Source organism: Mycolicibacterium arcueilense, from assembly GCF_058536225.1.
Genome location: NZ_JBZTYL010000012.1, coordinates 46,349 through 69,828, shown reverse-complemented (window position 1 = coordinate 69,828; position 23,480 = coordinate 46,349). Strand labels below are relative to the sequence as shown.

At 67.0% G+C, this 23,480-nt stretch carries 22 protein-coding genes; 11 read left to right on the top strand and 11 right to left on the bottom strand.

The features are described 5' to 3' along the window. Positions 1–144: 144 nt before the first annotated feature. Positions 145–1,668 (bottom strand): chromosomal replication initiator protein DnaA, encoded by a 1,524-nt coding sequence (gene dnaA / locus AC4LGL_RS18145; RefSeq protein WP_491839988.1) that lies wholly within the window; start codon positions 1,666–1,668, stop codon positions 145–147. Positions 1,669–2,180: 512 nt separating this feature from the next. Between dnaA and rpmH the strand changes: the two genes are divergently transcribed. From rpmH to AC4LGL_RS18100, 9 genes are all read left to right on the top strand, one after another. Then, the gene (gene rpmH / locus AC4LGL_RS18140) at positions 2,181–2,324 is read left to right on the top strand and encodes a 50S ribosomal protein L34 (RefSeq protein WP_491840035.1); all 144 of its coding nucleotides are present in this window, start codon (positions 2,181–2,183) and stop codon (positions 2,322–2,324) included. 30 nt (positions 2,325–2,354) lie between these two features. Further along, positions 2,355–2,711 carry a ribonuclease P protein component gene (rnpA, locus tag AC4LGL_RS18135; RefSeq protein ID WP_491839987.1) on the top strand — a complete coding sequence of 119 codons (357 nt, stop codon included), beginning with the start codon at positions 2,355–2,357 and terminating at the stop codon, positions 2,709–2,711. Further along, positions 2,708–3,064, top strand: coding sequence for a membrane protein insertion efficiency factor YidD (gene yidD, locus AC4LGL_RS18130; protein ID WP_491839986.1), 357 nt, complete (start codon positions 2,708–2,710; stop codon positions 3,062–3,064). The genes rnpA and yidD overlap by 4 nt, the downstream gene beginning before the upstream one ends. Then, entirely contained in the window at positions 3,057–4,130 is a 1,074-nt protein-coding gene (yidC, locus tag AC4LGL_RS18125; protein WP_491839985.1) for a membrane protein insertase YidC, read from the top strand. The genes yidD and yidC overlap by 8 nt, the downstream gene beginning before the upstream one ends. A 39-nt stretch (positions 4,131–4,169) precedes the next feature. Further along, on the top strand, positions 4,170–4,712 hold the full coding sequence (locus AC4LGL_RS18120) for a Jag family protein (RefSeq protein ID WP_055119208.1): 543 nt from the start codon (positions 4,170–4,172) through the stop codon (positions 4,710–4,712). Between the two features lie 59 nt (positions 4,713–4,771). Continuing rightward, positions 4,772–5,488: a 16S rRNA (guanine(527)-N(7))-methyltransferase RsmG gene (rsmG, locus tag AC4LGL_RS18115; protein WP_491839984.1), complete on the top strand. Its 717-nt coding sequence runs from the start codon at positions 4,772–4,774 to the stop codon at positions 5,486–5,488. A gap of 2 nt (positions 5,489–5,490) precedes the next feature. Further along, complete coding sequence (locus AC4LGL_RS18110) at positions 5,491–6,477, top strand: ParA family protein (RefSeq protein ID WP_491839983.1); 987 nt, start codon at positions 5,491–5,493, stop codon at positions 6,475–6,477. Positions 6,478–6,549: 72 nt separating this feature from the next. After that, positions 6,550–7,584 (top strand): ParB/RepB/Spo0J family partition protein, encoded by a 1,035-nt coding sequence (locus tag AC4LGL_RS18105; RefSeq protein ID WP_491839982.1) that lies wholly within the window; start codon positions 6,550–6,552, stop codon positions 7,582–7,584. Positions 7,585–7,806: 222 nt separating this feature from the next. Beyond that, the gene (locus AC4LGL_RS18100) at positions 7,807–8,688 is read left to right on the top strand and encodes an acetyltransferase (protein WP_491839981.1); all 882 of its coding nucleotides are present in this window, start codon (positions 7,807–7,809) and stop codon (positions 8,686–8,688) included. A 29-nt stretch (positions 8,689–8,717) separates the two neighbouring features. On the opposite strand, the gene AC4LGL_RS18095 is transcribed toward AC4LGL_RS18100, so the two are convergent. From AC4LGL_RS18095 to AC4LGL_RS18055, 9 genes are all read right to left on the bottom strand, one after another. Then, entirely contained in the window at positions 8,718–9,149 is a 432-nt protein-coding gene (locus tag AC4LGL_RS18095; protein WP_491839980.1) for an SRPBCC family protein, read from the bottom strand. 258 nt (positions 9,150–9,407) lie between these two features. Next, positions 9,408–10,598 carry an N-acetylmuramoyl-L-alanine amidase gene (locus AC4LGL_RS18090; RefSeq protein WP_491839979.1) on the bottom strand — a complete coding sequence of 397 codons (1,191 nt, stop codon included), beginning with the start codon at positions 10,596–10,598 and terminating at the stop codon, positions 9,408–9,410. Positions 10,599–10,718: 120 nt separating this feature from the next. Then, complete coding sequence (trxA, locus tag AC4LGL_RS18085) at positions 10,719–11,051, bottom strand: thioredoxin (protein WP_055119196.1); 333 nt, start codon at positions 11,049–11,051, stop codon at positions 10,719–10,721. A gap of 34 nt (positions 11,052–11,085) precedes the next feature. Next, entirely contained in the window at positions 11,086–12,021 is a 936-nt protein-coding gene (trxB, locus tag AC4LGL_RS18080; protein WP_491839978.1) for a thioredoxin-disulfide reductase, read from the bottom strand. A gap of 80 nt (positions 12,022–12,101) precedes the next feature. After that, entirely contained in the window at positions 12,102–12,851 is a 750-nt protein-coding gene (locus AC4LGL_RS18075; RefSeq protein ID WP_491839977.1) for an RsmA family anti-sigma factor, read from the bottom strand. Next, positions 12,802–13,455: an RNA polymerase sigma factor SigM gene (gene sigM / locus AC4LGL_RS18070; RefSeq protein ID WP_491839976.1), complete on the bottom strand. Its 654-nt coding sequence runs from the start codon at positions 13,453–13,455 to the stop codon at positions 12,802–12,804. Before sigM ends, AC4LGL_RS18075 begins: the two co-directional genes overlap by 50 nt. Before the next feature lie 99 nt (positions 13,456–13,554). Then, a complete protein-coding gene (gene murJ / locus AC4LGL_RS18065) occupies positions 13,555–17,244 on the bottom strand; it encodes a murein biosynthesis integral membrane protein MurJ (protein ID WP_491839975.1) in 3,690 nt (1,229 codons plus the stop codon). Beyond that, entirely contained in the window at positions 17,241–19,742 is a 2,502-nt protein-coding gene (locus AC4LGL_RS18060) for a DUF6049 family protein (protein WP_491839974.1), read from the bottom strand. Before AC4LGL_RS18060 ends, murJ begins: the two co-directional genes overlap by 4 nt. Continuing rightward, complete coding sequence (locus AC4LGL_RS18055; RefSeq protein ID WP_491839973.1) at positions 19,739–20,560, bottom strand: NUDIX hydrolase; 822 nt, start codon at positions 20,558–20,560, stop codon at positions 19,739–19,741. The genes AC4LGL_RS18060 and AC4LGL_RS18055 overlap by 4 nt, the downstream gene beginning before the upstream one ends. A gap of 84 nt (positions 20,561–20,644) precedes the next feature. On the opposite strand from AC4LGL_RS18055, the gene AC4LGL_RS18050 reads away from it, so the two are divergent. Both AC4LGL_RS18050 and AC4LGL_RS18045 read left to right on the top strand, forming a co-directional pair. Next, positions 20,645–22,114, top strand: a complete 1,470-nt coding sequence (locus tag AC4LGL_RS18050) for a CCA tRNA nucleotidyltransferase (protein ID WP_491839972.1) — start codon at positions 20,645–20,647, stop codon at positions 22,112–22,114. A gap of 18 nt (positions 22,115–22,132) precedes the next feature. Next, on the top strand, positions 22,133–22,624 hold the full coding sequence (locus tag AC4LGL_RS18045) for a pullulanase (protein ID WP_491839971.1): 492 nt from the start codon (positions 22,133–22,135) through the stop codon (positions 22,622–22,624). Positions 22,625–22,702: 78 nt separating this feature from the next. Here the strand turns inward: AC4LGL_RS18045 and AC4LGL_RS18040 are convergent, their stop codons facing one another. After that, entirely contained in the window at positions 22,703–23,479 is a 777-nt protein-coding gene (locus AC4LGL_RS18040) for a TIGR03084 family metal-binding protein (RefSeq protein ID WP_491839970.1), read from the bottom strand. Position 23,480: the final 1 nt, after the last annotated feature.

The window sequence follows — 23,480 nt, the reverse complement described above, 5'->3', positions numbered from 1 at the left end:
AGTTGTTACAAGATTTTTCGCCGGCGAGGTCTGAAGAGACCACGATGTGAGACGCCGAGGGGAGTTCGGGAGGCAGTTCGGCGGCATGACCGAGCGCCCTGTCGAGGTCGTCTCGAGAGGTCAGGGAGGGTTGGCGCGCGGGATTCAGCGCTTGGCGCGCTGACGAATCCGGGTGGTGAGCTCCTTGACGTGATCGAAAACCTCACGTCGCTCGGCCATCTCGCCGCGGATCTTCTTCTCTGCGTACATGACCGTGGTGTGATCGCGCCCGAAGGCCTGGCCGATCTTCGGCAGGGACAGATCCGTGAGCTCACGGCACAGGTACATGGCGATTTGGCGGGACTGCGCCAGTGCCCGAGTCTTGCCGGGCCCGCGCAGCTCCTCGACCGTGGTCTCGAAGTACTCGGCGGTGGCGGCCATGATCGCCGCGGTACTGATCTGCATGGTCGTGGCGTCGGCGATTAGATCGCGCAACACGACTTCGGCCAGTGCCTTGTCGATACGGGTCTTGTTGAGCGAGGCGAAGGCGGTGACGCGGATGAGCGCGCCCTCGAGCTCGCGGATGTTCCGTTCGATACTGCTGGCGATGAGCTCGAGCACGTCATCGGGCACGTCGAGACGATCCATCTGCGCCTTCTTACGAAGGATCGCGATGCGCGTCTCGAGCTCGGGTGGCTGCACATCGGTGATCAGGCCCCACTCGAAGCGGGTCCGCAGCCGGTCCTCGAGGGTGGCCAGCTGCTTGGGCGGGCGGTCGGAGGAGATCACGATCTGCTTGTTGGCGTTGTGCAGGGTGTTGAAGGTATGGAAGAACTCTTCCTGGATACCTTCCTTGCCCTCGATGAACTGGATGTCGTCGACGAGCAGGATGTCGATGTCGCGGTAACTCCGCTTGAACGAGGCCTTGCGATCGTCGCGCAATGAGTTGATGAAGTCGTTCGTGAATTCCTCGGTGGAGACGTACTTCACGCGCATGCCTGGGAAGAGACGTTGCGCATAGTTTCCGGCGGCGTGCAGGAGATGCGTCTTGCCGAGGCCGGATTCACCCCAGATGAACAGTGGGTTGTAGGCCCGGGCCGGTGCCTCGGCGATGGCCAGGGTGGCAGCGTGGGCGAAGCGGTTGGAAGCACCGATGACGAAGGTGTCGAAGGTGTAGCGCCGGTTCAGATTGACCGCGTTGTCGTCGCTGACCGTGGAGTCGCGCTGCGGACTGCTGAAGTACCCCGGCCAACTTTCCTCGGCGCTGACCTTGGCGGCGCGGTCGTCGTCGATCTCGTCGACGTCGGCGGCCGAGGCTGAAGCGGCAGAGTCGGTCAGGTCGTCGGTGGCGGACCCGGAATCGGACGCGGCGGGGGAGTCCTCGGATTCCTCCGGCGGGGTGGCGATGCGCACACCCAGCTCGACCCGCTGACCCAGCTTGCGGCTGAGCGCGTTGATGATCGGCTCGCGAAGGTGCCGTTCGATCTCGTTCTGGACGAACGGGGTGGGAACTGACAGCAGAGCAAACCCCTCGGCGATGACGAGGGGTTTCACCAGCTTGAGCCAGGCTCTTTGCTGAGGAGTCAGCGGGGGGAGAGCCGGATCGGAATTTGCATCCCGGTCGCCGTTGAGTTCGGCGACGACGCTGTTCCAGACTGCGACGAACGGTGGGTCGGGGTCAGCTGGCAACGACTGTTCCCCCTTAGAGGTGCTTCGAGGTCGACCCGGTGACGACCAAAAAGAACGATGACGAACTGTCCACATATTTATCCACAGCTTGTGGAGAAAGGACAGTCGTCGTCGCTCTGTTGTCTGTTGTGAGAGCGTCGTAGCCGGATACGTCGCATGCCGCGAGGGTGTGCCGCGCCGCGAGCTCTCGTTTCATTTTCCGGGGCCGATCCAGGCTCGGAACGGCATTGCCAGAAGCTAACAGTTTTCTCTCGATGTGCCAACAGTTCTGCAACATCCGATACGCAGCATGTAGGCGGGTCGGCGCAGGTTTGACCGAGGGAAATCTCATCAGTACCCTCGAGCAGTCGCCCGCACGTGGCGATACGGCTGCGCCCGGGAGGTTTCCGGAGAACGCGCCGGTTAGTAAAGCACGACGGACGAGCTTAAACAGAGCTTGCAACGGCAACCGTTTTCGGCGGCACTTCGGTGCCGGCGGATGCGGGTGCCAAATGGAACAAGGAGAGATTGACGTGGCCAAGGGCAAGCGGACCTTCCAGCCCAACAACCGCCGCCGTGCGCGCGTGCATGGGTTCCGGCTGCGGATGCGCACGCGCGCCGGCCGCGCCATCGTCGCCAACCGTCGTGGCAAGGGCCGTCGCGCACTCACTGCGTGATACTGCGGCTCTCAGGCAGGATCTAGCGCGGTGCTTCCGGCTCGATACCGGATGAGGCGGTCCGCGGAGTTCAGTGCCACCGTCAGTCGTGGTGTGCGTGCAGTGCAACCTGATGTTGTCGTGCACGCACTACACGAGGGAACGGACGCAACCGGCCCGCGGGTCGGTCTGATCGTGTCCAAAGCCGTCGGGAATGCCGTGGAGCGTCACCGGGTATCCCGGCGGCTGCGTCATGCCGCCCGTTCCGTCATCCCGAAACTGGATGCCACGGACCTTGTGGTGATCCGGGCGCGCGCCGGCAGTAGTGAAGCGCCGTCGCCGCGGTTGGAGCAACAGTTGCAGCGCGCTGTCGAGCGCCTGGAGGCACGGCGCAGGACGTCACCATGATCCGCAAGGCGGGTGCCGGTGCAGCCCGCGGTGCGATCTTCTTGATTCAGCTCTACCGTCACACCATCTCTCCGCTTCGACTGCCGTCGTGCCGATTCATGCCGACCTGCAGTCAGTACGCGGTCGACGCCCTCACCGAATACGGCTTGTTCCGTGGTGCATGGCTGACGTTGATCCGACTGCTCAAATGCGGACCGTGGCACCCGGGGGGATGGGACCCCATCCCGGACCGGTGCCCCCACGATCACGAGTCCGTCAATTCTGATGAGACCGTTTCTGGCGAGATCGCCGCCGCCGAAAACCTTGTCTGGGATACCCCAGCGAAGCGAGGGGAGAGCAAGTCGCGTGTTTAATTGGTTCAGCCTGGACATCATCTATTACCCGGTGTCGGCGATCATGTGGGTTTGGTACAAGGCATTCGCCTTCCTGCTGGGCCCCGAGAATTTCTTCGCCTGGGCGCTGTCGGTGATGTTCCTGGTCTTCACCCTGCGCGCGATCCTCTACAAGCCCTTCGTCAAGCAGATCCGCACCACGCGGCAGATGCAGGAGTTGCAGCCACAGATCAAGGCGCTGCAGAAGAAGTACGGCAAGGACCGCCAGCGGATGGCGCTGGAGATGCAGAAGCTCCAGCGCGAGCACGGCTTCAACCCGATCCTCGGCTGCCTGCCGATGCTGGCGCAGGTGCCCGTGTTCCTCGGTCTGTATCACGTGTTGATGTCCTTCAACCGGACCCAGACCGGTATCGGCCGGTTGGGGTTGTCGGTGGAGGAGAACCGCAGCCTCGCGAACTATGTGTTCAGTGCGACCGACGTGAGTCACTTCCTCGACGCGAACCTGTTCGGTGCCCCGCTGGGCGCGACGATGGTTCAGCAGCACGGTCTCGAGGCGTTCACGGAATTCAACCGGTTGTCCGTGGTTCTGGTCGGCGTTCCGATCATGATCCTGGCCGGCATCGCCACGCACTTCAACAGCCGCGCCTCGGTCGCCCGCCAGAGTGTGGAGGCCGCCGCCAACCCGCAGACCGCGATGATGAACAAGCTCGCGCTCTACGTGTTCCCACTCGGCGTGGTCGTCGGTGGGCCGTTCCTGCCGCTGGCCGTGATCATCTACTGGCTGTCCAACAACATCTGGACCTACGGTCAGCAGCATTACGTCTTCGGAATGATCGAGAAGGAAGAAGAGGCGAAGAAGGCCGAGGCGATCGAACGTCGTTCGGCCAATGCCCCGGCGCCCGGCGCGAAACCGAACCGTGCACGTAAGGCCGAGACCGCGAGTGCGGCGTCCGCTACGGAAGACGCCGAGCCGGAGTCGGATCCGGCGCAGACGAAAGACCAGAAGGACACGGCAGGTGAATCGGCAGCCCCGAGCGTGAACCGCACGCCCAAGCCCGGTGCACGCCCCAAGAAGCGGAAACGGTGACCAGTTCTCACACTGGCTACAAGTAGGGAGAAGACGGATATGACGGACGCACAGACGACCGAGCCCGGCGCGGAGCTGGAGGAGGACACCCAGTCCGCGCCCAAGAGCGAGGACGACCTGGAGGAGCGATTGGTCGCCGAAGGCGAGATCGCCGGCGACTACCTCGAGGAGTTGCTCGACCTGCTGGACTTCGACGGCGATATCGACCTCGATGTCGAAGGTGACCGGGCGGTGGTGAGCATCGACGGCGGCGGTGATCTGAGCAAGCTGGTGGGGCGCAAGGGCGAGGTGCTCGACGCGCTCCAGGAACTGACCCGATTGGCCGTGCACCAGAAGACCGGCGAGCGCAGCCGGCTGATGCTGGACATCGCGCGGTGGCGTCGTCGTCGCCGCGATGAGCTCGCGGCGTTGGGTGACAAGGTGGCCCGGCGCGTGCTGGAGTCGGGTGAGCGTGAGGAACTGGCTCCCATGACCCCGTTCGAGCGGAAGATCGTTCACGATGCAGTGGCCGCGGTCGATGGCGTCCGCAGCGAGAGCGAGGGCGTGGAGCCGTCGCGACGCGTCGTCGTTCTGCTTGGCTGAGTTTTAGTTACAAAGGTGTAGTTCGTTTTGCGGCGACGGTGCCGTAGGGAGTGCGGAGGATGTTTCACGTGAAACATGGACCGGTCCCCGCGGCACCGGACGCCGCGGCGGAGGTCTTCGGAGAGCGTCTGGAGACCGCCGAACGGTACGCGGCGATTCTTGCCGGTGCCGGTGTCGAGTGGGGTCTGATCGGTCCGCGGGAAGTGGACCGGCTCTGGGATCGACACATTCTCAACAGCTCGGCTCTCGGAGAGCTACTGGCTCCCGATGAGCGCGTCGCCGACATCGGCAGCGGCGCCGGCCTCCCGGGTATCCCGTTGGCCCTGGCGCGCCCCGACGTTCATGTCACGTTGATCGAACCGCTGCTGCGTCGCAGCGAGTTCCTCCGTGAGGCGGTCGACGAATTGGGACTCGACATTGCGGTGGTCCGCGGTCGGGCCGAAGACTCAGACGTTCGCAAATCGGTGGGCGAGTTGGACGTGGTGACTTCACGTGCGGTCGCCTCACTGGACAAGTTGACGCGGTGGAGCATGCCGCTCCTTCGTGTCGACGGAAGGATGCTCGCCCTCAAAGGCGAGCGCGCCGAGGCTGAGATCGAAGAGCACCGGCGTGTGATGGCTTCCCTGGGTGCAGTCGATGCCAGGGTGGTGAAATGTGGCGTGAACTATTTGAACCCGCCCGTAACCGTCGTCGCCGTGCGACGCGTGGCGGTGACACCGGGCAACCGGTCAACGGGCAGAGCCTCCGGGTCGCGGGGGAGATCGGGCAGGAGATGAGGATGGGTTCTGATCGGCAAGCAACCGCTGGCGCGGGTGCTACGCCCGCCGTTTCACGTGAAACGGTTTCACGTGAAACATGGAACAACAGTGGCGGCGCCGCGTGGTCCACGGACGCCAGCATGGACACCCCGATAGCGGCAGAGGCGGAGCAGGCGACCCGCGTGCTCCACACCTCGCATGGACAGCTTCCCCGGCCATCGCGTCAGCGGGTGTTCACCATCGCGAATCAGAAGGGGGGCGTCGGTAAGACGACGACTGCGGTGAATGTCGCGGCCGCGCTCGCACTGCAGGGGTTGCGCACGTTGGTGATCGACCTCGATCCCCAGGGCAATGCCAGCACCGCGCTGGGCATCGAACACCGCCCCGGAACCCCGTCGTCGTATGAGGTCCTCATCGGAGACATTCCGGTGGAGGAGGCCCTGCAGCAGAGCCCGCACAGCGACCGGTTGTTCTGCATTCCCGCGACGATCGACCTGGCCGGCGCAGAGATCGAGTTGGTCAGCATGGTGGCTCGTGAGGGGCGGCTGCGGTCGGCGCTCGCCGCACTCGCCAACCACAACTTCGACTACGTGTTCATCGACTGCCCACCGTCTCTCGGACTTCTGACGATCAACGCTTTGGTGGCGGCCCCCGAGGTGCTCATCCCGATCCAGTGCGAGTACTACGCGCTGGAGGGTGTGGGACAGCTGCTGCGCAACATCGAGATGGTGAAGGCGCATCTCAACCCGGAGCTGTCGGTGTCCACCGTGATACTGACGATGTACGACGGGCGGACCAAGCTGGCGGATCAGGTGGCCGAGGATGTGCGCGAGCACTTCGGCGACAAGGTGTTGCGCACGGTCATCCCGCGGAGCGTGAAGGTGTCGGAAGCCCCGGGCTACGGGATGACGATTCTCGATTACGATCCGGGTTCCCGTGGTGCGTTGAGCTACCTCGACGCGAGCCGCGAGATCGCCGAGCGCGGGGCACCGCCTCGCGCCCAGTAGGCGCTAGCACCACGCCAGTGACCACCAGCCAGTAGACAGACAGCGGACGGCAGAGATGAGCAGGAGACGACCATGAATCAGCCGGCACGGAAGCGGAGTGGTTTGGGCAGGGGACTGGCAGCCCTCATTCCGACCGGTCCCGCTGAGGACGGTACCGACGTCCTGAGCCCCAAGATCGGCGCAACGGCGGCCGACGTTCTGCTCGGCCCGTCGTCCGGCTCGGGAGACGCGGGGACGACGGCTCCGACGTCCGCTGCACCCGATGGTTCCGACCCGGTCCTCGCCAGCGATGTGGGCGCCACCTATCGGGAGATCGATCCCAGCCTGATCCAGCCCAATCCCCGTCAGCCCCGCCAGGTGTTCGACGAGGAGGCGCTGAGCGAGCTGGTGCACTCGATCCGTGAATTCGGATTGATGCAGCCGATCGTCGTCCGCGCTGTCGAGGAGAACGGTGAATCCCGCTACCAGTTGGTGATGGGGGAGCGGCGTTGGCGGGCCGCCCAGGAAGCCGGCCTGGAAGCCATCCCGGCGATCGTCCGCGAGACCGGTGACGACAGCATGCTGCGTGACGCACTGCTGGAGAACATCCACCGGGTACAGCTCAACCCGCTGGAAGAGGCCGCCGCCTACCAACAGCTGCTCGACGAATTCGAAGTCACCCACGATGAACTCGCCGCGCGCATCGGCCGCTCGCGGCCACTGATCTCCAACATGATCCGTCTGTTGCGCCTGCCGATCGCCGTGCAGCGCCGCGTCGCGGCCGGAGTGCTGTCCGCGGGGCACGCACGTGCACTGCTCGCCCTGGAAGGGGGAGCGGAGAAGCAGGAAGAACTGGCCGCGCGCATCATCGCCGAGGGCATGTCGGTGCGCGCCACCGAGGAGGCCGTGACGCTGGCCAACCGCGACGGCAACACCACGCCACCGGCGCCGCGACGCAAGCCGATCCAGATGCCGGGCCTGCAAGACGTTGCTGAACGGCTCTCGTCAGCGTTCGATACCCGGGTCACCGTGAGCCTTGGCAAACGAAAAGGCAAGATTGTGGTCGAGTTCGGATCGGTGGATGATCTCCAGCGCATTGTCGAAATTATGAGCGCCGAAGACCACTGAGAACCCACGACCTACGACACCAGGTTGTTCCGTCACTGTGACACATCAGTGATCAGAGCCTGCAGTCGCGAGCGCCACATGGCGCAAAGCTTCTGTGCGGCATAGGATTTCACTTCGGAGGCGGAACTCGATGAGATTTTCAGGGCGCAGTGGTCCGACTCCGGCGGACTCTCCTATCCTTGAGGGGCAGCCACGCACACAGTGTGAAAGCCAGGGACCTCAGTGACCGCACGAATAACGCCGCTTCGGCTCGAGGGCTTCGAGCAGCTGCCCAAGCATGCGCGGCGCTGTGTGTTCTGGGAAGTCGATCCGTCGACCGTCGGTGACGACCACCTGACCGATCCCGAATTCGAGAAAGAAGCGTGGCTTTCGATGGTCATGCTCGAGTGGGGGTCGTGCGGCCAACTGGCCGTGACAGCTCGCGCGGACGGACCGGACCAGGATCCAGGTGCTGGGTCAGATGCCGGTTCCGCTACCGCGTTCGATTTGGTAATACCCGCCGATGCCGCAGACTTGGTGGTGCCGGCGGGGGAGGACTGGTCGGCTCCGGCTGTCGTGGACGATCCGTGTCTGGGCTTCGCGTTCTATGCGCCTCCCGGCGCCGTTCCGCGGGCCCGGCTTTTTCCGACCGCTCCCGTCAGCGCTGATGCGATTCTGTTGACGGCGATCGGCGTGGAGTGTGCCGAAGACCGCGGGCTGTTGTCGCAGAGTCTGCTGGCTGCGGTGGTCAATGATCTGGTGCGACGCGGTGTTCGGGCCCTCGAGGCGTTCGGTTACACCTCGGCCATGACCGAATTGGCCGACGGCGGCAAGCTTCCCGATGAGTTGTCTCCGGTAGTTGCAGTGCTGGGTGACTGTTCCGTCGACGACTGCATGCTGACTTCGGACTTCCTCGAAGACGTCGGCTTCACCGTCGTAGCGCCGCACCCGTACTTCCCCCGGCTGCGCTTGGAACTCGACAAGGGACTCGGTTGGAAGGCTGAAGTAGAGGCCGCCCTCGAGCGCCTCTTGGAGAACGCGCGGATCGAGCTGCCGATCGGCGCCGGGATGTCCGGAGCCGGCATCGGGGCGAAAAGTGTTGTCCGACAGGACAGTCTGGCGTAGACCGCCAACTGCAGACCATGCCGCCGGCCTCAGCTAGCTCGGCGGTCGGCGGCGCGGGCAGCTCGAGCACTGGCAACACGGATCGCGATGGCGACGAGGAGCTGGCTGCCAGGAATAACGGTGGAGAAGCTGATCTCCGTGGAGATCCGGCTTCCACCGTCGTGGGGCTCGACGGTGATCTGACCGGTGTAACCACGGAACGGTAGCCCGGAGAGCAGTTCATATCGCAGGGTCGTCGGGACGTCGAACGTCGTAATGCGTTCGCGGATAACCGTTCCGAACGAATGAATGGCGCGGATCGCGCCCACTCCGTCCCGATCAGGACTGCCGGCCGCCTCGAGGATGACCTTGCGTGCAGGCATCCACTCCGCCATCCGGTCGTGATCGGTCAGCACTTGCCAGGCGACGAGGGGGTCGACGGCCACTTCGCGGCTGTCGGTGTAACGGTAATGCCGGGCCATCTCGTCAGGTAAGCACGCCGTGGCCCTGACGTCGAGAGGTCTCGACCCAATCCGCGCGATGACGAGACGTATCCGGCTCGCCGGCGACTGTCGGGCCTCGGACAACCGAGTGGTCGATCTGACCACGCAGATTTCACCAGATATGTGATGTCACATGACGAAACGACCATCGCATGGCCCGGTGGTCAGTTGCAGGGCTGAATTGGCGCTCACGCGCTCAAGTCAATTGGCGCTCACGCGCTCAAGCTGAACTGGCGCTCACGCGCCGCGGCTCGCCTGTTCCACCGAAAGCTCATGCGCCAACAACTCGGCAAAGGTGAATGTCCCTGTCGGCCGGTCGTTCTTGCCCAGCAGATACAGTCGCTTGACCGCCGCGAGGATGCCCTCGGCGATCGCGTCGCGGGTTTGGGTGGACAGCAGCAGACCGCGATCATGGGGATTGGTGATGTAGCCGATGTCCACCTCGACGGTGGGCATCCGGGTCAGCCGGAGCAGATCCCAGGTGCGGCCGTGGGACCGGCAGTCACGTAATCCGGTGCGGGCCACCACTTCCCGCTGTATGAAGTCGGCGAGGTTACGACCGATGGTCGACACCGACCCATGAGAATTCCCGAAGTGGAACGAGGCCACACCGTTTGCGGAGGGGGAGCGCTGACTCTCACAACGCAGGCTGATCATCAGATCCGCACCGACGCGGTTGGCGGTCGCGGCACGTTCGGCGTCCAGCGGGCTGCGGTTGGCCGGCCGTGAGATGAATGTCTCCATGCCGATCGCCGTCATCCGGCCCTCCAGCCGACTTGCCAAGTCCCACAGGATGTCTGCTTCGCTGATCGGGCCGTCGGGCCCGTTCATGATCATCCCGTGATCGGATCCGCCGCGGCCCGGGTCGATGATGACGTGTTTACCGGAGAGCTGCGGACCTGAGCGCCGTACCAGCTCTTCTTCGCGGATCGCGTGCGGAGAACCACCGGTCACCCGCGAACCCAGGAAGTACAACGAGCGCAACGTTTCCGGGCCACAGATACCGTCGGGGTACAGCCCGTACTCACGCTGGTAGGACGACAACGCGTTGTGGGTCTGCAGGCCGAAATGCCCGTCGACCATGCCGGTATAGAAGCCGAGGTCCTGCAGGCGGGCCTGCAGGGTGGCCACGTCGTCGCCGTACATGGGCGCACCGAACTGGTGGGTCAGGGTGCGGGCACCGAGCCGGTAGGAGGCCTCACGCAGGGCGCGATAGGTGGCCTCCCCGACGATGCCGTCCACCAACAGGCCCCGGTGCTGCTGAAATGCCCGGACGGCGCTGTCGAGCTCGTCATCGAATGCGTCGAGCGCAACATGTCTGCCGGTGCTCAGGTCGGCGTCAGGGTTGTCGATCAGACCTAACGCGGCCAAGGCTGCCCGGATCTCGGTGACTGCTCCGCCACGATCACCGCGACGCAGACTCGACATTCGGCCCCTCCATGCTGGTTTCCGGCGATCTGCCAGGCTAGCTAGCCAGCATTGTCTCAGATTTCGGCCACAATCCGGAAAACGCCAGGCGTATCCGGGGTGTGTGGGGTGTGAGTGAACTCAGAGTGCGTCGGCAAGTTCCCGCAGCAGCGCGGCCTTGCCCTTGGCGCCGACGATGCGCTTGACCGGTGCGCCGTCCTTGAACAGGATCAGCGTCGGGATCGACACCACCTGGAAGTCACGCGCGGTGGCCGGGTTGGCGTCCACGTCGATCTTGGCGACCCGCAACTCGCCGGCCTTCTCGCTCGCGATCTCCTCGAGCACCGGGGCCACCATCTTGCACGGGCCGCACCAGGTGGCCCAGAAATCAACCAATACCGGTGTGCTGCTGGTCAGGACGTCGTTGGAGAACGAATCGTCGGTGACCGTTACTGTTGCGCTGTCCGCACTCATGGAGCTCTCCTGTCGGGTCGAAATCTGTTGAGGGTCAGTCGTTGTCGGCGAGCCAGCGCTCGGTGTCGATGGCAGCCGAACAGCCGCTGCCCGCGGCGGTGATGGCCTGGCGGTACGTGTGGTCGACGAGATCGCCCGCGGCGAACACCCCGTCGAGCGTGGTCGCGGTGGTGCGGCCGGCGACCTTCACGTAACCCTCGTCGTCGAGATCGATCTGGCCGCGCACGAGTTCCGAGCGCGGGTCGTGACCGATCGCCACGAACACGCCGGTGACCTGGAGCTTGGACTCCTCGCCGGTGACGATGTCGCGCAGGCGCACGCCGGTGACCTTCGGATCGCCCTCGATCTGGGTGATCTCGGTGTTGGTCAGGAACGTGATCTTTTCGTTGGCCCGGGCGCGTTCCAGCATGATCCTGGAGGCGCGGAACTCGTTGCGGCGGTGGATCAGGGTGACCGAACGCGCGAACCGGGTGAGGAACGTCGCTTCTTCCATCGCCGAATCGCCGCCGCCGACCACGATGATGTCCTCGTCGCGGAAGAAGAAGCCGTCGCAGGTGGCGCAGGTGCTCACACCCATGCCGGTCAGTGCTTCCTCACCGGGCACGCCGAGGTGGCGCGCGGCGGCACCCATGGCCAGGATGACCGAGCGCGCCTGGTGGGTCTCGTCGCCGACGGTGACCGTCTTCACGGGACCGGTGAGGTCGACGGCGTCGACGTCCTCCATGCGGAGATCCGCACCGAAGCGCAGGGCCTGCTCACGCATCTCGTCCATGAGTTCGGGGCCGGTGATGCCCTCACGGAACCCGGGGTAGTTCTCCACCTCGGTGGTGGTCATCAGCGCGCCGCCGAACTGCGTTCCCTCGAACACCAGCGGCTTGAGCTGGGCGCGGGCAGCGTAGATGGCTGCGGTATATCCGGCGGGGCCGGAACCGATGATGATGACGTCGTGGACCGTCGCTGAGGAGGACATGTAGGCCTTTCTGCCGTACTCGGCACGGGTTGCAACGTCAGCCTAGGCCGGATGTGTTCCCACCTGGCTCGCAGGACACATTACGGACGTTTCACCGGGTGTTTGACCACGGTGTCTGCCAACGATCCGGCATGAGTGGCGTCGCAGTCCGCGGGGACCACGACCCCGACGACGGAGTCCGGGTCGGTGGGGGCATTCGGTGGCATCAACAACAGCACTCCGTGGCGACCCGCCACGTCCATCGGGCGAGCGCCGACAACCTCGACGCCGGCGGGGTAGCCCAGTGCGGACAGGCACGCGTTGCGTCGTTGCGGGTCGGTCAGCGGACCCAGATCGGGCGGGACCGACAGCAGCCCTTGGATCTGGGTTTCGGAAAGACCGATCGCTCCACGCGGCGGTGTCACGGTGATCCGGCCGAAGCTGGTCAGTGTCGACGGCGCCTGGCCCGCCGGGCGCATCAGCACCACCCCGCCCACCACTGCGGCGGCCACGGCGGCGCTCGCCCCGGTGACGGCGGCGATCGCCTTCCAGCGTCGGCCGGGCGCCGCCGGGGCAGGCTCGGCCCGCAACACTTCGGAAAGCCGGTCACTCACCTCGGCAGGCACCGGGGGAGCAGTGGAGGGGTCCTGGCCGAGCTGGGCCAGATCGCGACGCACCCGATCGAGGGCCGCCAGGGTGTTCCTGGCATCCGGTCCGGCGATCGGGTCGGTGCGTACCCGTCGGCGAAGCTGTGCGGCCGTGTCATCGTCGAGCAACCCGGCCTGCAGATCGGCGAGCAGCTCAGCAGGAATCGGGCCGTCCGACGGCACTGGGGGTGTGCTGCCGTTCATCGCCTTCAAAGTACTGGAGCAGGCCTGCGAGCTTGTTCCTGGCGCGCGAGCACCGGCTCTTCACGGTGCCCTCCGCCACCCCGAGGAGCAGTGCGGTCTCGGCCACCGAATAGCCCTGCATGTCGACGGCCACCACGGCGGCGCGCTGCTCGAGCGGAAGCTGCATGAGTGCCCGCTCCACCACGATCGCGGTGGCAACCCGGGGCGCTGGGTCGCCGGCCGGGTCGCGCAGGTGCAGCAGGTGGTCGAGCTCCTGTTCGGACGAGGTGGGCTGGTGGCGTGACCGGCGGACCCGGTCCAGGCAGGCATTCACCACGATCCGGTACAGCCAGCTGCTGACCGCCGAATCGTGGCGGAACGACGCGGCCGTGCGATGGGCCGACAACAACGCATCCTGCACGGCGTCGTCGGCGTCTTCGTGGTGATGGCTGGTCAGAAACGCCAACCGGCGCAGCTGACCGTGGTGCCGGTGAACGAGTTCCTCGAACGCGTAGCGATCCCCGGCGACGTGGGCGGCCAGCAGTTCGGCATCAGTACGCGTGGCGGTGTCATGCCCCCGCAGCTGCGTCGTCGCCGGCTTCCTGGTCCCCCCGAACCTTCCCACACGCTGAACTTAAACGCTGTCCGGGAGCCGCCCGGACACTTGTTTGCCCGGAACGGCGTTACGCCAGGTCAAGAAGCCATCGCTGTTGTGGATGACGTCTCAGGAGGCCGCTTTGAGGGTGATCTCGGAGATGTCGGTGCGGCTCTTGCCGTCCACGGTGCCCAGCGTCGAGATCCACACCAGCACGTAGGAGGTGGACGACGCCTTGTTCACCGAAATGGTGTTGGAGCCGGGCTTCAGCGGGGTCGTGGGCGTCAGCTCGGTGGTGTCGGACAGGGATGACGGGTTGGCCGACTGCGACGACCGGATCTGCACCGAGGTGCCGGTGCTGGTCACGTTGAGGGTGACCGCGCCGATCGTGGTGGGCTGCGGCAGTTGCAGCATCAGGCCGACGCCGTTCTTGAAGCCGGGGAACGGGGCCGGGTCCGAATACGTGTCGGTGGACCAGGCCGTGCTGGTGTTGCCGTCGATGGCCTGCCCGGCCGTTGCCGGCGAATCGGCTTCACCTTCGGGTGAGAACACAGTTGCCCGAACGGGTTTCACCGTGCTGCCGGTGGCGGCCGACGAATTGTCCTGGGTTTGTTCGCTGTTCTCCGACGGGGCGTTCAGGCCGAGCTCGTCGCGGTTGAGGCCGCCACCGACGTCGCCGAAGATGCTGTTGAGGACGGAAGCCAGCACCAGCAGTGCCACCAGGATGATGGCAGCACCCACGCTGACCCCGATGATGACGCCCTTGCGGCGCCGGGCCTCGGCGGCTTCGTGTTCTTCGGGGGTCTCGTGCGCGCGGACGGGAGCTGCCGGGGCGGGCGTCTCCTCGACCGAACCCGCCATCAGCTCGGTCCGATCGGCGATGGCGGTGGCCTGTTGTAGCAGGTTCAAAAGGGTTGGAGCGCTTCGGATCCCGCCACCGGGCTGGACGGCACGGGCGGCCGCTGCCGAGATCTGGAACGGAATATCGCGGTCGACGGCGCGCGGTTCGACCGGCTGTCCGGCCGGGTCCAGGGCGGCGGGCTCCAGCCCGCTGCGCGATCCGGATTCCGGCAGCGGCCAGCGGTTGATCAGCAGCGCGTAGAGCGCCGCGCCGATGCCGCGGATGTCGTCGTCAGGCGTGGCGTCGGGCATGGTGGCCGGGAACGCCAGCGCCACATCACCTTCGATGCTCACTCGCACCCGGCTGGGATGGTCGATCGACAGTGCCACTCCGGCGCGGTGGGCCGCCTCGGCGGCGGCGGCCAGCGACTGGATGGCGCGAGCCCCGCCGATCGGGGACGGCGAGGTATCGGCGACCTCGGCCAGCGAGCCGCCGCGAATCCACTCCGAGACGATCAGGCCGCCCGATCCGCTGTGCGCCACGTCGAGCACCCGGGCGATACCGGGAACGTCGAGGCGGCTGAGTTTGAGGGTGCGAGAGAGGATCTCCTGCACCTGCGCGTCGGGCATGGTGGCGTCCGGGTCGACGAAGGTCAGCGCCACCTGACGGTCCAGCGCCGTGTCGAGGGCCTGCCAGAACTGCAGGTGCGGCGGACCACCGTGGGGGACCAGGAGCCGGTAGCGGCCGTCCGCGATGGTCGCCCCGGGGATGAGGTGCACATCGTCGTCCGCCGATTCCAACGCGGCATCGTGCGGCGGTGCGAACGAGATCGGCTCACGGGTCGGGTCACCGCCGTAGTCGGTGAGCGGACGCGTCGCCCCGTTCGACCGGCTCGCGGCGGGTTCGCCGGAACCGGTGCCTTCGTCCGACGGGATGGTTGCCGAACCGGCAGGCGCCACATCCGGTTGGAACTCGTCGGCGGCCGGACGCGGCAACTTCGTCGTATCCGTTGTCATCCCGGAACTCGAGGTGGCGTCCAGTGCCGCGTCGTCCGCAGATTCGTCGGTCACCGGTGATCCTTTCCACATCCCCGCTCCGGCAACGTGTGCCGGAGTCCCGCCTCCGGCGGCTGCCGGGCTTGACGGCCACCCAGTGGGAGAAGAATTCCTCTGATCAGGGTACGTGACGGGCGCTGCAGGTTGAGGCCCGACGGGCGGCGCAATTGTTTGCATGGCTACCTGTCCGGCCCCCGGTACCGGGGCGGGACGCCCTCGCCCGAGCCGGCGGCGGACCATTGCCAGCGCCGACTGCGCCTCCGGAACCCGGGCGGCGATCATCACCCCGGCGATGATCGGGACCATGATCACGCCGAGGGCGAGCAGTCGCAGCAGCGAACCCGCGGCGCCCGCGTGCTCGGTCAGTGAGTCCAGGCCCAGCAGCCGGTCGGCGGTATGGGCCACCAGGCTTGCCACCAACGACGCCGCGATGGTGACCAGAATGGTGCGGATCACCGTGTCGCGCAGTAACCGGCCGCCGCGCGGACGCAGGTTGGACTTCAGGAGCACGTAACCCATGACGGCCCCGGCGACGAAGCCCAAGCCGTTGGCCAGCCCCAGGTAGCCGGCCACCATGTTGGGGTCGTCGGTCAGGTGCGGGGCGATGATCGAGCCGATGATCTTGACGGCGGTGATCACGATGATGATGGCGATCGGCGTCCAGGGCTTCTCGCGCGCGTAGAACACCCGCAGCTGCAGCAGCACCAGCGCGTAAGGGATGAGCGTGAAGGCCGACAGGGTGATCGCCATGCCGAGGTAGCCGGCGTCGGAGGCGCTGAAGTTGCCGTACGCGAACAGTGCGCTGCCGATGGCGGGCCCGCCGACGGTCATCATCGCTACCACCGGGATGAGCGTCACCATGGTGAGCCGGGTGGCCAGGGAGTAGTCGTCGAGCACGGCCGGAATGTTGTCGGCGGCCGCGTTGCGGCTCAGGCGCGGCATCACCACGGTGAGCACCGTGACGCCGATCATCCCGAACGGCAGCATCAACACAAGCCAGGTGTAGTTGTAGATCGCGGGCCCGGTGTCGGCCGCCCCGCTGGCGATCTGATTGCCGACGATCAGGCCGATCTGGCTGATCAGCACGTACAGCACCATGGCGGCGGCCATGGTGCCGAATTTCTTGAGCCGGTCGTCGATGCCCCACAGTGGCCGCAGGCTGACTCGCTCGGCGCGGATCGCCACGAGCAGCACGGCAGCCTGCGCAACCACGCCCAGGGTGGTGCCGATTCCCAGGACCAGCAGCTTGGCCGTGCCCATGTGGGGCGGATCGATCGAGAATTCACCGGGCACCAGGACGAACACGCCCAGCGTCACGATCGCCACCACGTTGTTGACGACGGGGGCCCAGGCCGGCGGACCGAAGACGTTGCGGGTGTTGAGGATTGCCATGAAGACAGACGAGAGCCCGTAGAACAGCACCTGCGGCAACAACAGGTACGCGAACGCGGTGGTCAGCGGATTGTTGACCTTCGGATCACTGCCCAGCATCAGTCGCACCAGCAGTGGCGCGCACAGCACCGAGAGCACTGTGGTGACCAGCAGCAGCGTCGTGGCCAGGGTCACCAGCCGCCGCACGAACGCGGTGCCGCCATCGGCGTCGTCGCGTTCGGCACGGGCCAGGACCGGCACGAAGATCGCCGTGAAGGTGGCCTCCAGCACCAGTGCGGCCACCATGTTGGGCAGCTGGTTGGCCACGGAGAACGAACTGGTCAACGCTCCGCCGAGCATGGCCATGAGGAGCACGAACCGGAAGAACCCGGTGATGCGCGAGATCAGTGTCGCGAAGGCCATCCCCCACGAGCGCGAGACGACCGCGGCATCGGAAAGCTCGGCACGCCCGGCGGGCCGGATCGGGCCGGTGGCATGCGGAATCCTCGGCGGACCCGGTGGGCGGGCCGCTGGTTGGTCGGGCGAGGTCATCGGGGTCGGTCCGGACTCGTCGCAGGCGCCGGCGGGGACGGCGGGGTGGCAGGCGTCTTGTCAGCCTCGTCAGCGCCGGCGTCGTTGTTGAACGCCATCGCGACGTCGAGCGGGTCGGGATGCTCGCCCGGCGGGATGAGGTCGGCACGGTCGGGTTGGCCGCGGAAGCGGTGCCACAACCGGCGTCCGGCGAGCGCCACCAGCACGGCCCCGGCCGACAGGGTGATGAAGAACAGGACCTTGCCGTAGGCATTGGAGTGCACCGACAACCGGACTGGCTCACCGAGTGTCAGTCCCTCGGTGGTCTGCAGGCTGACGTCGACGGCGACCCGCTGGGTGAAGTGCACCTCGATCGGCACCCGCAGCGGCAGATAGCCGGGCGGCAGTTCGATCTCGCCCATGTCGGTCACGGTCATCCCGGGCGGTGCGTCGACGTGCAGCCGGACCCTGACCGGAACCGGCAGGTCGTTGCGCAGGGCCAGGGGCAGCGGACTGCGCTCGGTGGCCAGTGTGTAGGCCCCGCCGGGGTTGACGATCGTGACCGCGCCGAACATGTCGTTCACACTGCGGCCGACGGTCTGCAACCGCTGCTCGGCCAACCCTTCGCGGGCCTCCGGCGGCACCGACTGGCTCAGCGCCCGCAGCATGTCCTCCCGCAGCGGCGCGGTGTACTGCATGCCGGTCAGCCCGGTGCGCTCATCGGTGGTCAGCGCCGCGGTCAGTCCCCACAGCCGGCTGACCGCCGCCGCGATGCCGCTGCTGATGTTCTCGTCGATGGCGCTGCGCGGGTTGCCGAGGGAATCCGGCGGCGGGGGTTGCACGGGTTCGGGCGGCGCGGCGTTGCCCTCGGCGATCACCATGGGCAGAGGGCGCGGTACGGCCAGCCCGGCGTGGATCGTGGTGGCCACCGAGGTCAGGATGGCCTGCGCATCGTCGGCGTCGAGCGACCACACGAGCGGCGGCATCAGGATCTGGGTCCGGGGCTCCTCGGTGGGGGTGAGGCCCCGCCACAGCAGCGCGCCCAGCGCGTCCTGGCGCCGCGCGGTCTGCGAGTCGTGACGAACCGGGATCTCCAGCGACGGATCCAGGTAGGACGGCGCCACCGGATCGGTACCCGCACCGGCCAGGGCGGCACCGACCGCCGGGTCGAATCCGGCCGCGACGACCTCCGGCCGGTACCGCTGCGGGGTCACGTCGGCGGTCTCGGGGGCGCCGGTCGCCGAATCCTGGGCGGCGATCTGGGTGGCCGAGATGGCGACCGTCTGACCCTGGGCTGCCAGCAGGTCCAGCGCGGGGCGGGTGAGCGGACCGTCACCCAGGATGCTGGCACCCCGGACCGAGGTGACACCCAGGATCTGATCGACGATGTCGCCGGCGCCGTTGGTCGCGATCGCGCTCAAACCCGGATCGCCGACCCGTTGCAGTGCGGTCAGATCGGCCTGCGCGTAGTTGGTCGGTGCCACGCAGAGCCGCCCGGCCAGCCCGCGCAATCGGTTCAGCCAGTTGACGGCGGCTTCCTGGCCGGCGCCGGGTCGCGTCGGGGTGGCTGCCCCGGCGTCGGGACCGTCGTTGACGACGTAGCCGCCAGTCATCGCGTTGACCGTGACGAGCAGGTCCGGGTCGACGGCAAGGCACAAGGTGGCGCGCAGCTGGCCACCGGAGTCGACGGTCGGCCCGGTCGCGAAGTCGGCTGCCGACAGCAGGGTGTCGAGGCGCCCGCCGGGGGCCAGGGACGCGGCGAGGCTGTCGTCGACCAACCGCACCGGCGTGGTGCCGCCGGGGGCTCCGGGGGCCAGTCGTGGCCGGTCGGCCAGCGGCCAGAGCATGGTCATTCGCACCGGGTGGGAGGTGTCGGGCGGCACCACCGAGTTGAGGGTGTCGGCGGCCGACATCGATTCGGGTGCGTTGTCGGCGGCCTGGTCGGGCGGCACCCCGAGGACCGGCAACAGGAAGCGGGCGTCGTCGAGTTTGGCCGGGGCACCGTAATCCGGTGTCCCGTTGACGTTGATCAGGACGGGGTAGACGCCGGGTTCGCTGATGTGCAGTGACCCGGGGCCTTCGGAGCGCAAGGGATAGGAGAGGGTGAAGCCCACCGACTGGCCGCGATCCATCTCGGGTGCCACGGTGACGAAGTCGGCTACCGGCTCGAACCGGTCGACATCTCCGGTGAGGTCGGTGCGCAGCTGGCTCGATGAGGTCACCGCGCGCGCGTGCTCCATCCGGATGTCCACATCGCGCACCGGCCGGTCTCCGACGTTCAGCACGGCCCCGGTCACCGTCAGCACCGATTCACTCGTGGTGGTGACGACGTTGGGGGTGACGCGGTCGATGCGGATCTGGAGAAACGGCATCGCTCCCGGTTCACTGGCGCTCGCGCGCGGCAGCAGCACCGGCAGCGCGGCGGTGGACCACACCGAGAACAACAACACCACCGCCACAAGCACCACTGTGTGCGCCAGGAGGGAGAACCCTCGGCGCACCGCCGGGGCGGCGGTCACGGCCCCTGTCCGCATCCGTTCGTGCGCCGGCGGGGCTGGGGTTGGGGTTGGGCAGAGTCGTCGCGGCGGTGGGTGCGGGCGTGCGAGTGGGTCTGGGGACGCCGCCGGGGCGCGCTGCGGGGCAGTGGCGGCAGGGCGCCCGGCCCGTCGGTGTGCAGCTTGTCGATCAGCTCTCCGGCCACCTCGGCGAGCTTGCGCTCGTCGGCGTAGGCCAGCCGGGACGCCAGATCCCGCAGCGGGACCCAGGCGACCTCCGTCACCTCGACGTCGTCGTCGGACAGTTCGCCGCCCTGGAAGCGCAGGAGGTAGTGGTGCACGGTCTTGTGCACCCGGCGGCCCTCGGTGACGAACCAGTAGTCGATGCTGCCGAGCGCGGCCAGCACGTCGCCGCGGATACCGGTCTCTTCGGCGACCTCGCGGATCGCGGTCTGTTCGGCCGTCTCGCCGAGCTCGATGTGCCCCTTGGGCAGGGACCACAGCATCCGGCCGCGCCGGTCGACCCGGCCGATCAACGCCGCCACCTGGGTGTCCTTTGGTCCGTCGATTCCGTCGATGACCAGGCCGCCTGCCGACGTCTCGTGGACGGTGCGCAGCCGTTCCGGTGGTCGACGAGGACGCGACTTGCGTTGCTTGGACTGGTCACGCGGGGTCGGGGCGGAATTTGCGGTGCTGACGGGAGCTTCGCCCGGGCCGTCGGTGTGGCGTTCGGCATCGTTGCCCTGATCACCGGCCGGTGGCCCCGCCGCCCTTTGTGCACGACGACGGCCACGACGCCGGCTGCGGCGCCGTCGTGGTTTGGCCTGTTCGCCGTCCGACACCCAAGCGATAGTAGCTGCCATGGGGTTGGCCTCCTGCCGCACTCGCCGGTTGTGACCACACCGCGAGCATTAGGCTCATCGAACGTGTCCGACGCTGTTGTTACTGATGCCGAATTGCTGGCCGGCGCGCTGGTCGCGCTGAACCACCGCGCCGAGGTGCTGCGCGCGCTCGGTGCGGTGTTCGCCGAGGCGGGCCACGAGCTGTATCTGGTCGGCGGCAGTGTGCGCGATGCGCTGCTGGGCCGGTTGACCGGTCACAGTGATCTCGATTTCACCACTGACGCCCGCCCCGAGCAGATGCTGAAGGTCCTGCGTCCGTGGGCCGACGCGCTGTGGGAGACCGGGATCGAGTTCGGCACGGTCGGCGTGGGCAAGCGGGTGGGCGGGGTGGAGCACCGGCTCGAGATCACCACGTTCCGGGCTGACAGCTATGACCAGGTGTCAAGGAACCCGACGGTCGAATTCGGCGACAACCTGGATGACGACCTGGTGCGCCGCGACTTCACCGTGAACGCCATGGCGGTGCGCATCACGGCCGACGGTCCGGCCGAATTCCATGATCCCCTGGGCGGTCTGGCGGCCATTCAGGCCAAGGTCCTCGACACCCCGTCGGCGCCGGAGGTGTCGTTCGGGGATGATCCGCTGCGGATGCTGCGTGCGGCCCGGTTCGTGTCGCAGCTCGGGTTCGGGGTGGCGCCGCGGGTGCTCGAGGCGCTGCTGGAGATGGCTCCGCAGTTGGAACGCATCACCGTCGAGCGGGTCGCCGCCGAACTGGACAAGCTGCTGCTCGGTGCCGACCCGGTGGCCGGCGTCGATCTGATGGTGCAGACCGGGCTGGGCGAGGTTGTTTTGCCCGAGGTCGGCAAGATGCGGATGGCCATCGACGAACACCATCAGCACAAGGATGTGTACTGGCATTCGCTGACGGTGCTGCGGCAGGCGGTGGATCTCGAGGATCAGGGTCCGGATCTCGTATTACGTTGGGCTGCACTGCTTCACGACATCGGCAAGCCCGCGACCCGCAAGCACGAATCCGACGGCGGCGTGAGTTTTCACCACCACGAGGTGGTCGGCGCCAAGATGACCCGCAAGCGGATGCGCGCGCTCAAGTACTCCAAGCAGATGGTCGACGACGTGTCGCAGCTCGTTTACCTGCATCTGCGGTTCCACGGCTACGCCGACGACAAGGGGACCGGGAAGTGGACCGATTCGGCGGTGCGGCGTTACGTCACCGATGCCGGCCCGCTGCTGAGCCGGCTGCACAAACTGGTCCGCGCGGACTGCACCACCAGGAACAAGCGTCGGGCGGCGCGGTTGCAGGCCAACTACGACGATCTGGAGAACCGGATCGACGAGCTGGCGGCAAAAGAAGATCTGCAGCGGGTCCGGCCGGATCTCGACGGCAACGAGATCATGGAGATCCTCGGCATCCCCGCTGGCCCGCAGGTCGGCGAGGCCTGGAAGTACCTCAAGGAGCTCCGGCTCGACCATGGACCGCTGTCGCGTGAGCAGGCCATCGACGAATTGTTGAAATGGTGGAACGCCAGGAGCTGATCATGCGTCTGATCAGACATGGACTACTGCCTGGGTGAGCCCGACGGAACCGCGACCATCTTCACCGGTGCGCCGGATATGGATGTGGACGGGGACGGGAGCCCCGACGGCATCGGGCTCGATTTCGACGGGGACGGCCGGATCGACGACGTGATGGCCGATTTCGACGGGGACGGCATCGCCGAGCGGATGGTGCTCGACACCGATGACGACGGACAGGCCGAGACCCATTTCTCCGACGACGGTTCGGGTATCTGGGCGGTGAGGGTGGACCGGTCCGGGCAGGTGCGCTGGTTCGGTTTGGACGGGGTCGAACAGACGGGTGGGCCGGTGGTCGATTTCGATGGCGACGGCGCTATGGACGACCGGTTGATCGACGTCGACGGGGACGGCCTGGCCGATCGGGCGTTGGCCGGGAACCTGGCATACGTCGACACCGACGGGGACGGGCGCTGGGACCTGAAGTTGGCGGACACCGACGGCGACGGCCGCGCCGATTCGGTGTCCTGAGCGCCGACTCTGCGGTGAGGGCTTGGGCCACTCGCACTTTCACGCCCCGAGCGCAGAGTCGATTGCTGACGACGAGCTTCAGCCGCGCCCGGCGCCCGGAGGCCCAGCGAAGGCCTGCGCGATCGTCAACCACTTGGCGGCGTCGTCGCCGACGGCGGTCACGTCGAGTTCGGCCGGCGCTCGGCGCTGGGTGACCAGCATGCAGAAGTCTTCGGCAGATCCCGTCACGCGCTGCTGTGCGTCGGCCGGTCCCCACTCCCACAGCGAGCCGTCGGGCGCGGTCAGCTCGACCCGGAACGGCTCGGCGGGCGGGGTCAGCCCGTGGACCGTGAACGCGAAATCCCTTGTGCGCACCCCGATATGGGCGATCGAGCGCAGGCGGGCGGTGGCGGGCCGGTGCGCCCCGAGCGCGTCGGCGACGTCGAGACCGTGCGCCCAGGTCTCCATCATCCGGGCGGTGGCCATCGAGGTGGCGCTCATCGGCGGACCGAACCAGGGCAGCTTGCGACCCTCTTCCACGTTCACGAGTTCGGTGTGCAGCCGGGCTCGGGTCGCACGCCAGTCCGCGAGCAGCTGCTGGGGCGGAGTCAGCGCGAGTTCCTCGGCGCCGGCGTCGACGAACCCCGTCGGGTCCTGCATCGCTTCGGCCAAGATGGCATCGAAGCCGGCCTGGTCGGTGATCGCGATGACCGACACCCGGTCGGTCCACAACAGGTGGGCGATCTGATGGGCAATGGTCCAGCCTTCGGACGGCGTGGCGGTGGCCCAGCGCTCGGGCGGCAGATCGGCCACCAGGGCGTCGAGTACATCGCTCTCGGCAGACAAGTCGGCCACGATCGGCCCGGCGCTCACCATG

Excerpts from the sequence above, each read along its gene's own strand:
- AC4LGL_RS18045 (WP_491839971.1), top strand. The coding sequence starts at position 22,133 with ATGGACTACTGCCTGGGTGAGCCCGACGGAACCGCGACCATCTTCACC.
- trxB (WP_491839978.1), bottom strand. The coding sequence starts at position 12,021 with ATGTCCTCCTCAGCGACGGTCCACGACGTCATCATCATCGGTTCCGGC.
- AC4LGL_RS18090 (WP_491839979.1), bottom strand. The coding sequence starts at position 10,598 with ATGTCGAGTCTGCGTCGCGGTGATCGTGGCGGAGCAGTCACCGAGATC.
- AC4LGL_RS18110 (WP_491839983.1), top strand. The coding sequence starts at position 5,491 with ATGGGTTCTGATCGGCAAGCAACCGCTGGCGCGGGTGCTACGCCCGCC.
- AC4LGL_RS18105 (WP_491839982.1), top strand. The coding sequence starts at position 6,550 with ATGAATCAGCCGGCACGGAAGCGGAGTGGTTTGGGCAGGGGACTGGCA.
- murJ (WP_491839975.1), bottom strand. The coding sequence starts at position 17,244 with ATGACCTCGCCCGACCAACCAGCGGCCCGCCCACCGGGTCCGCCGAGG.
- trxA (WP_055119196.1), bottom strand. The coding sequence starts at position 11,051 with ATGAGTGCGGACAGCGCAACAGTAACGGTCACCGACGATTCGTTCTCC.
- AC4LGL_RS18095 (WP_491839980.1), bottom strand. The coding sequence starts at position 9,149 with ATGGCCCGGCATTACCGTTACACCGACAGCCGCGAAGTGGCCGTCGAC.
- AC4LGL_RS18120 (WP_055119208.1), top strand. The coding sequence starts at position 4,170 with ATGACGGACGCACAGACGACCGAGCCCGGCGCGGAGCTGGAGGAGGAC.
- rsmG (WP_491839984.1), top strand. The coding sequence starts at position 4,772 with ATGTTTCACGTGAAACATGGACCGGTCCCCGCGGCACCGGACGCCGCG.
- yidD (WP_491839986.1), top strand. The coding sequence starts at position 2,708 with ATGATCCGCAAGGCGGGTGCCGGTGCAGCCCGCGGTGCGATCTTCTTG.
- AC4LGL_RS18075 (WP_491839977.1), bottom strand. The coding sequence starts at position 12,851 with ATGAACGGCAGCACACCCCCAGTGCCGTCGGACGGCCCGATTCCTGCT.
- AC4LGL_RS18040 (WP_491839970.1), bottom strand. The coding sequence starts at position 23,479 with ATGGTGAGCGCCGGGCCGATCGTGGCCGACTTGTCTGCCGAGAGCGAT.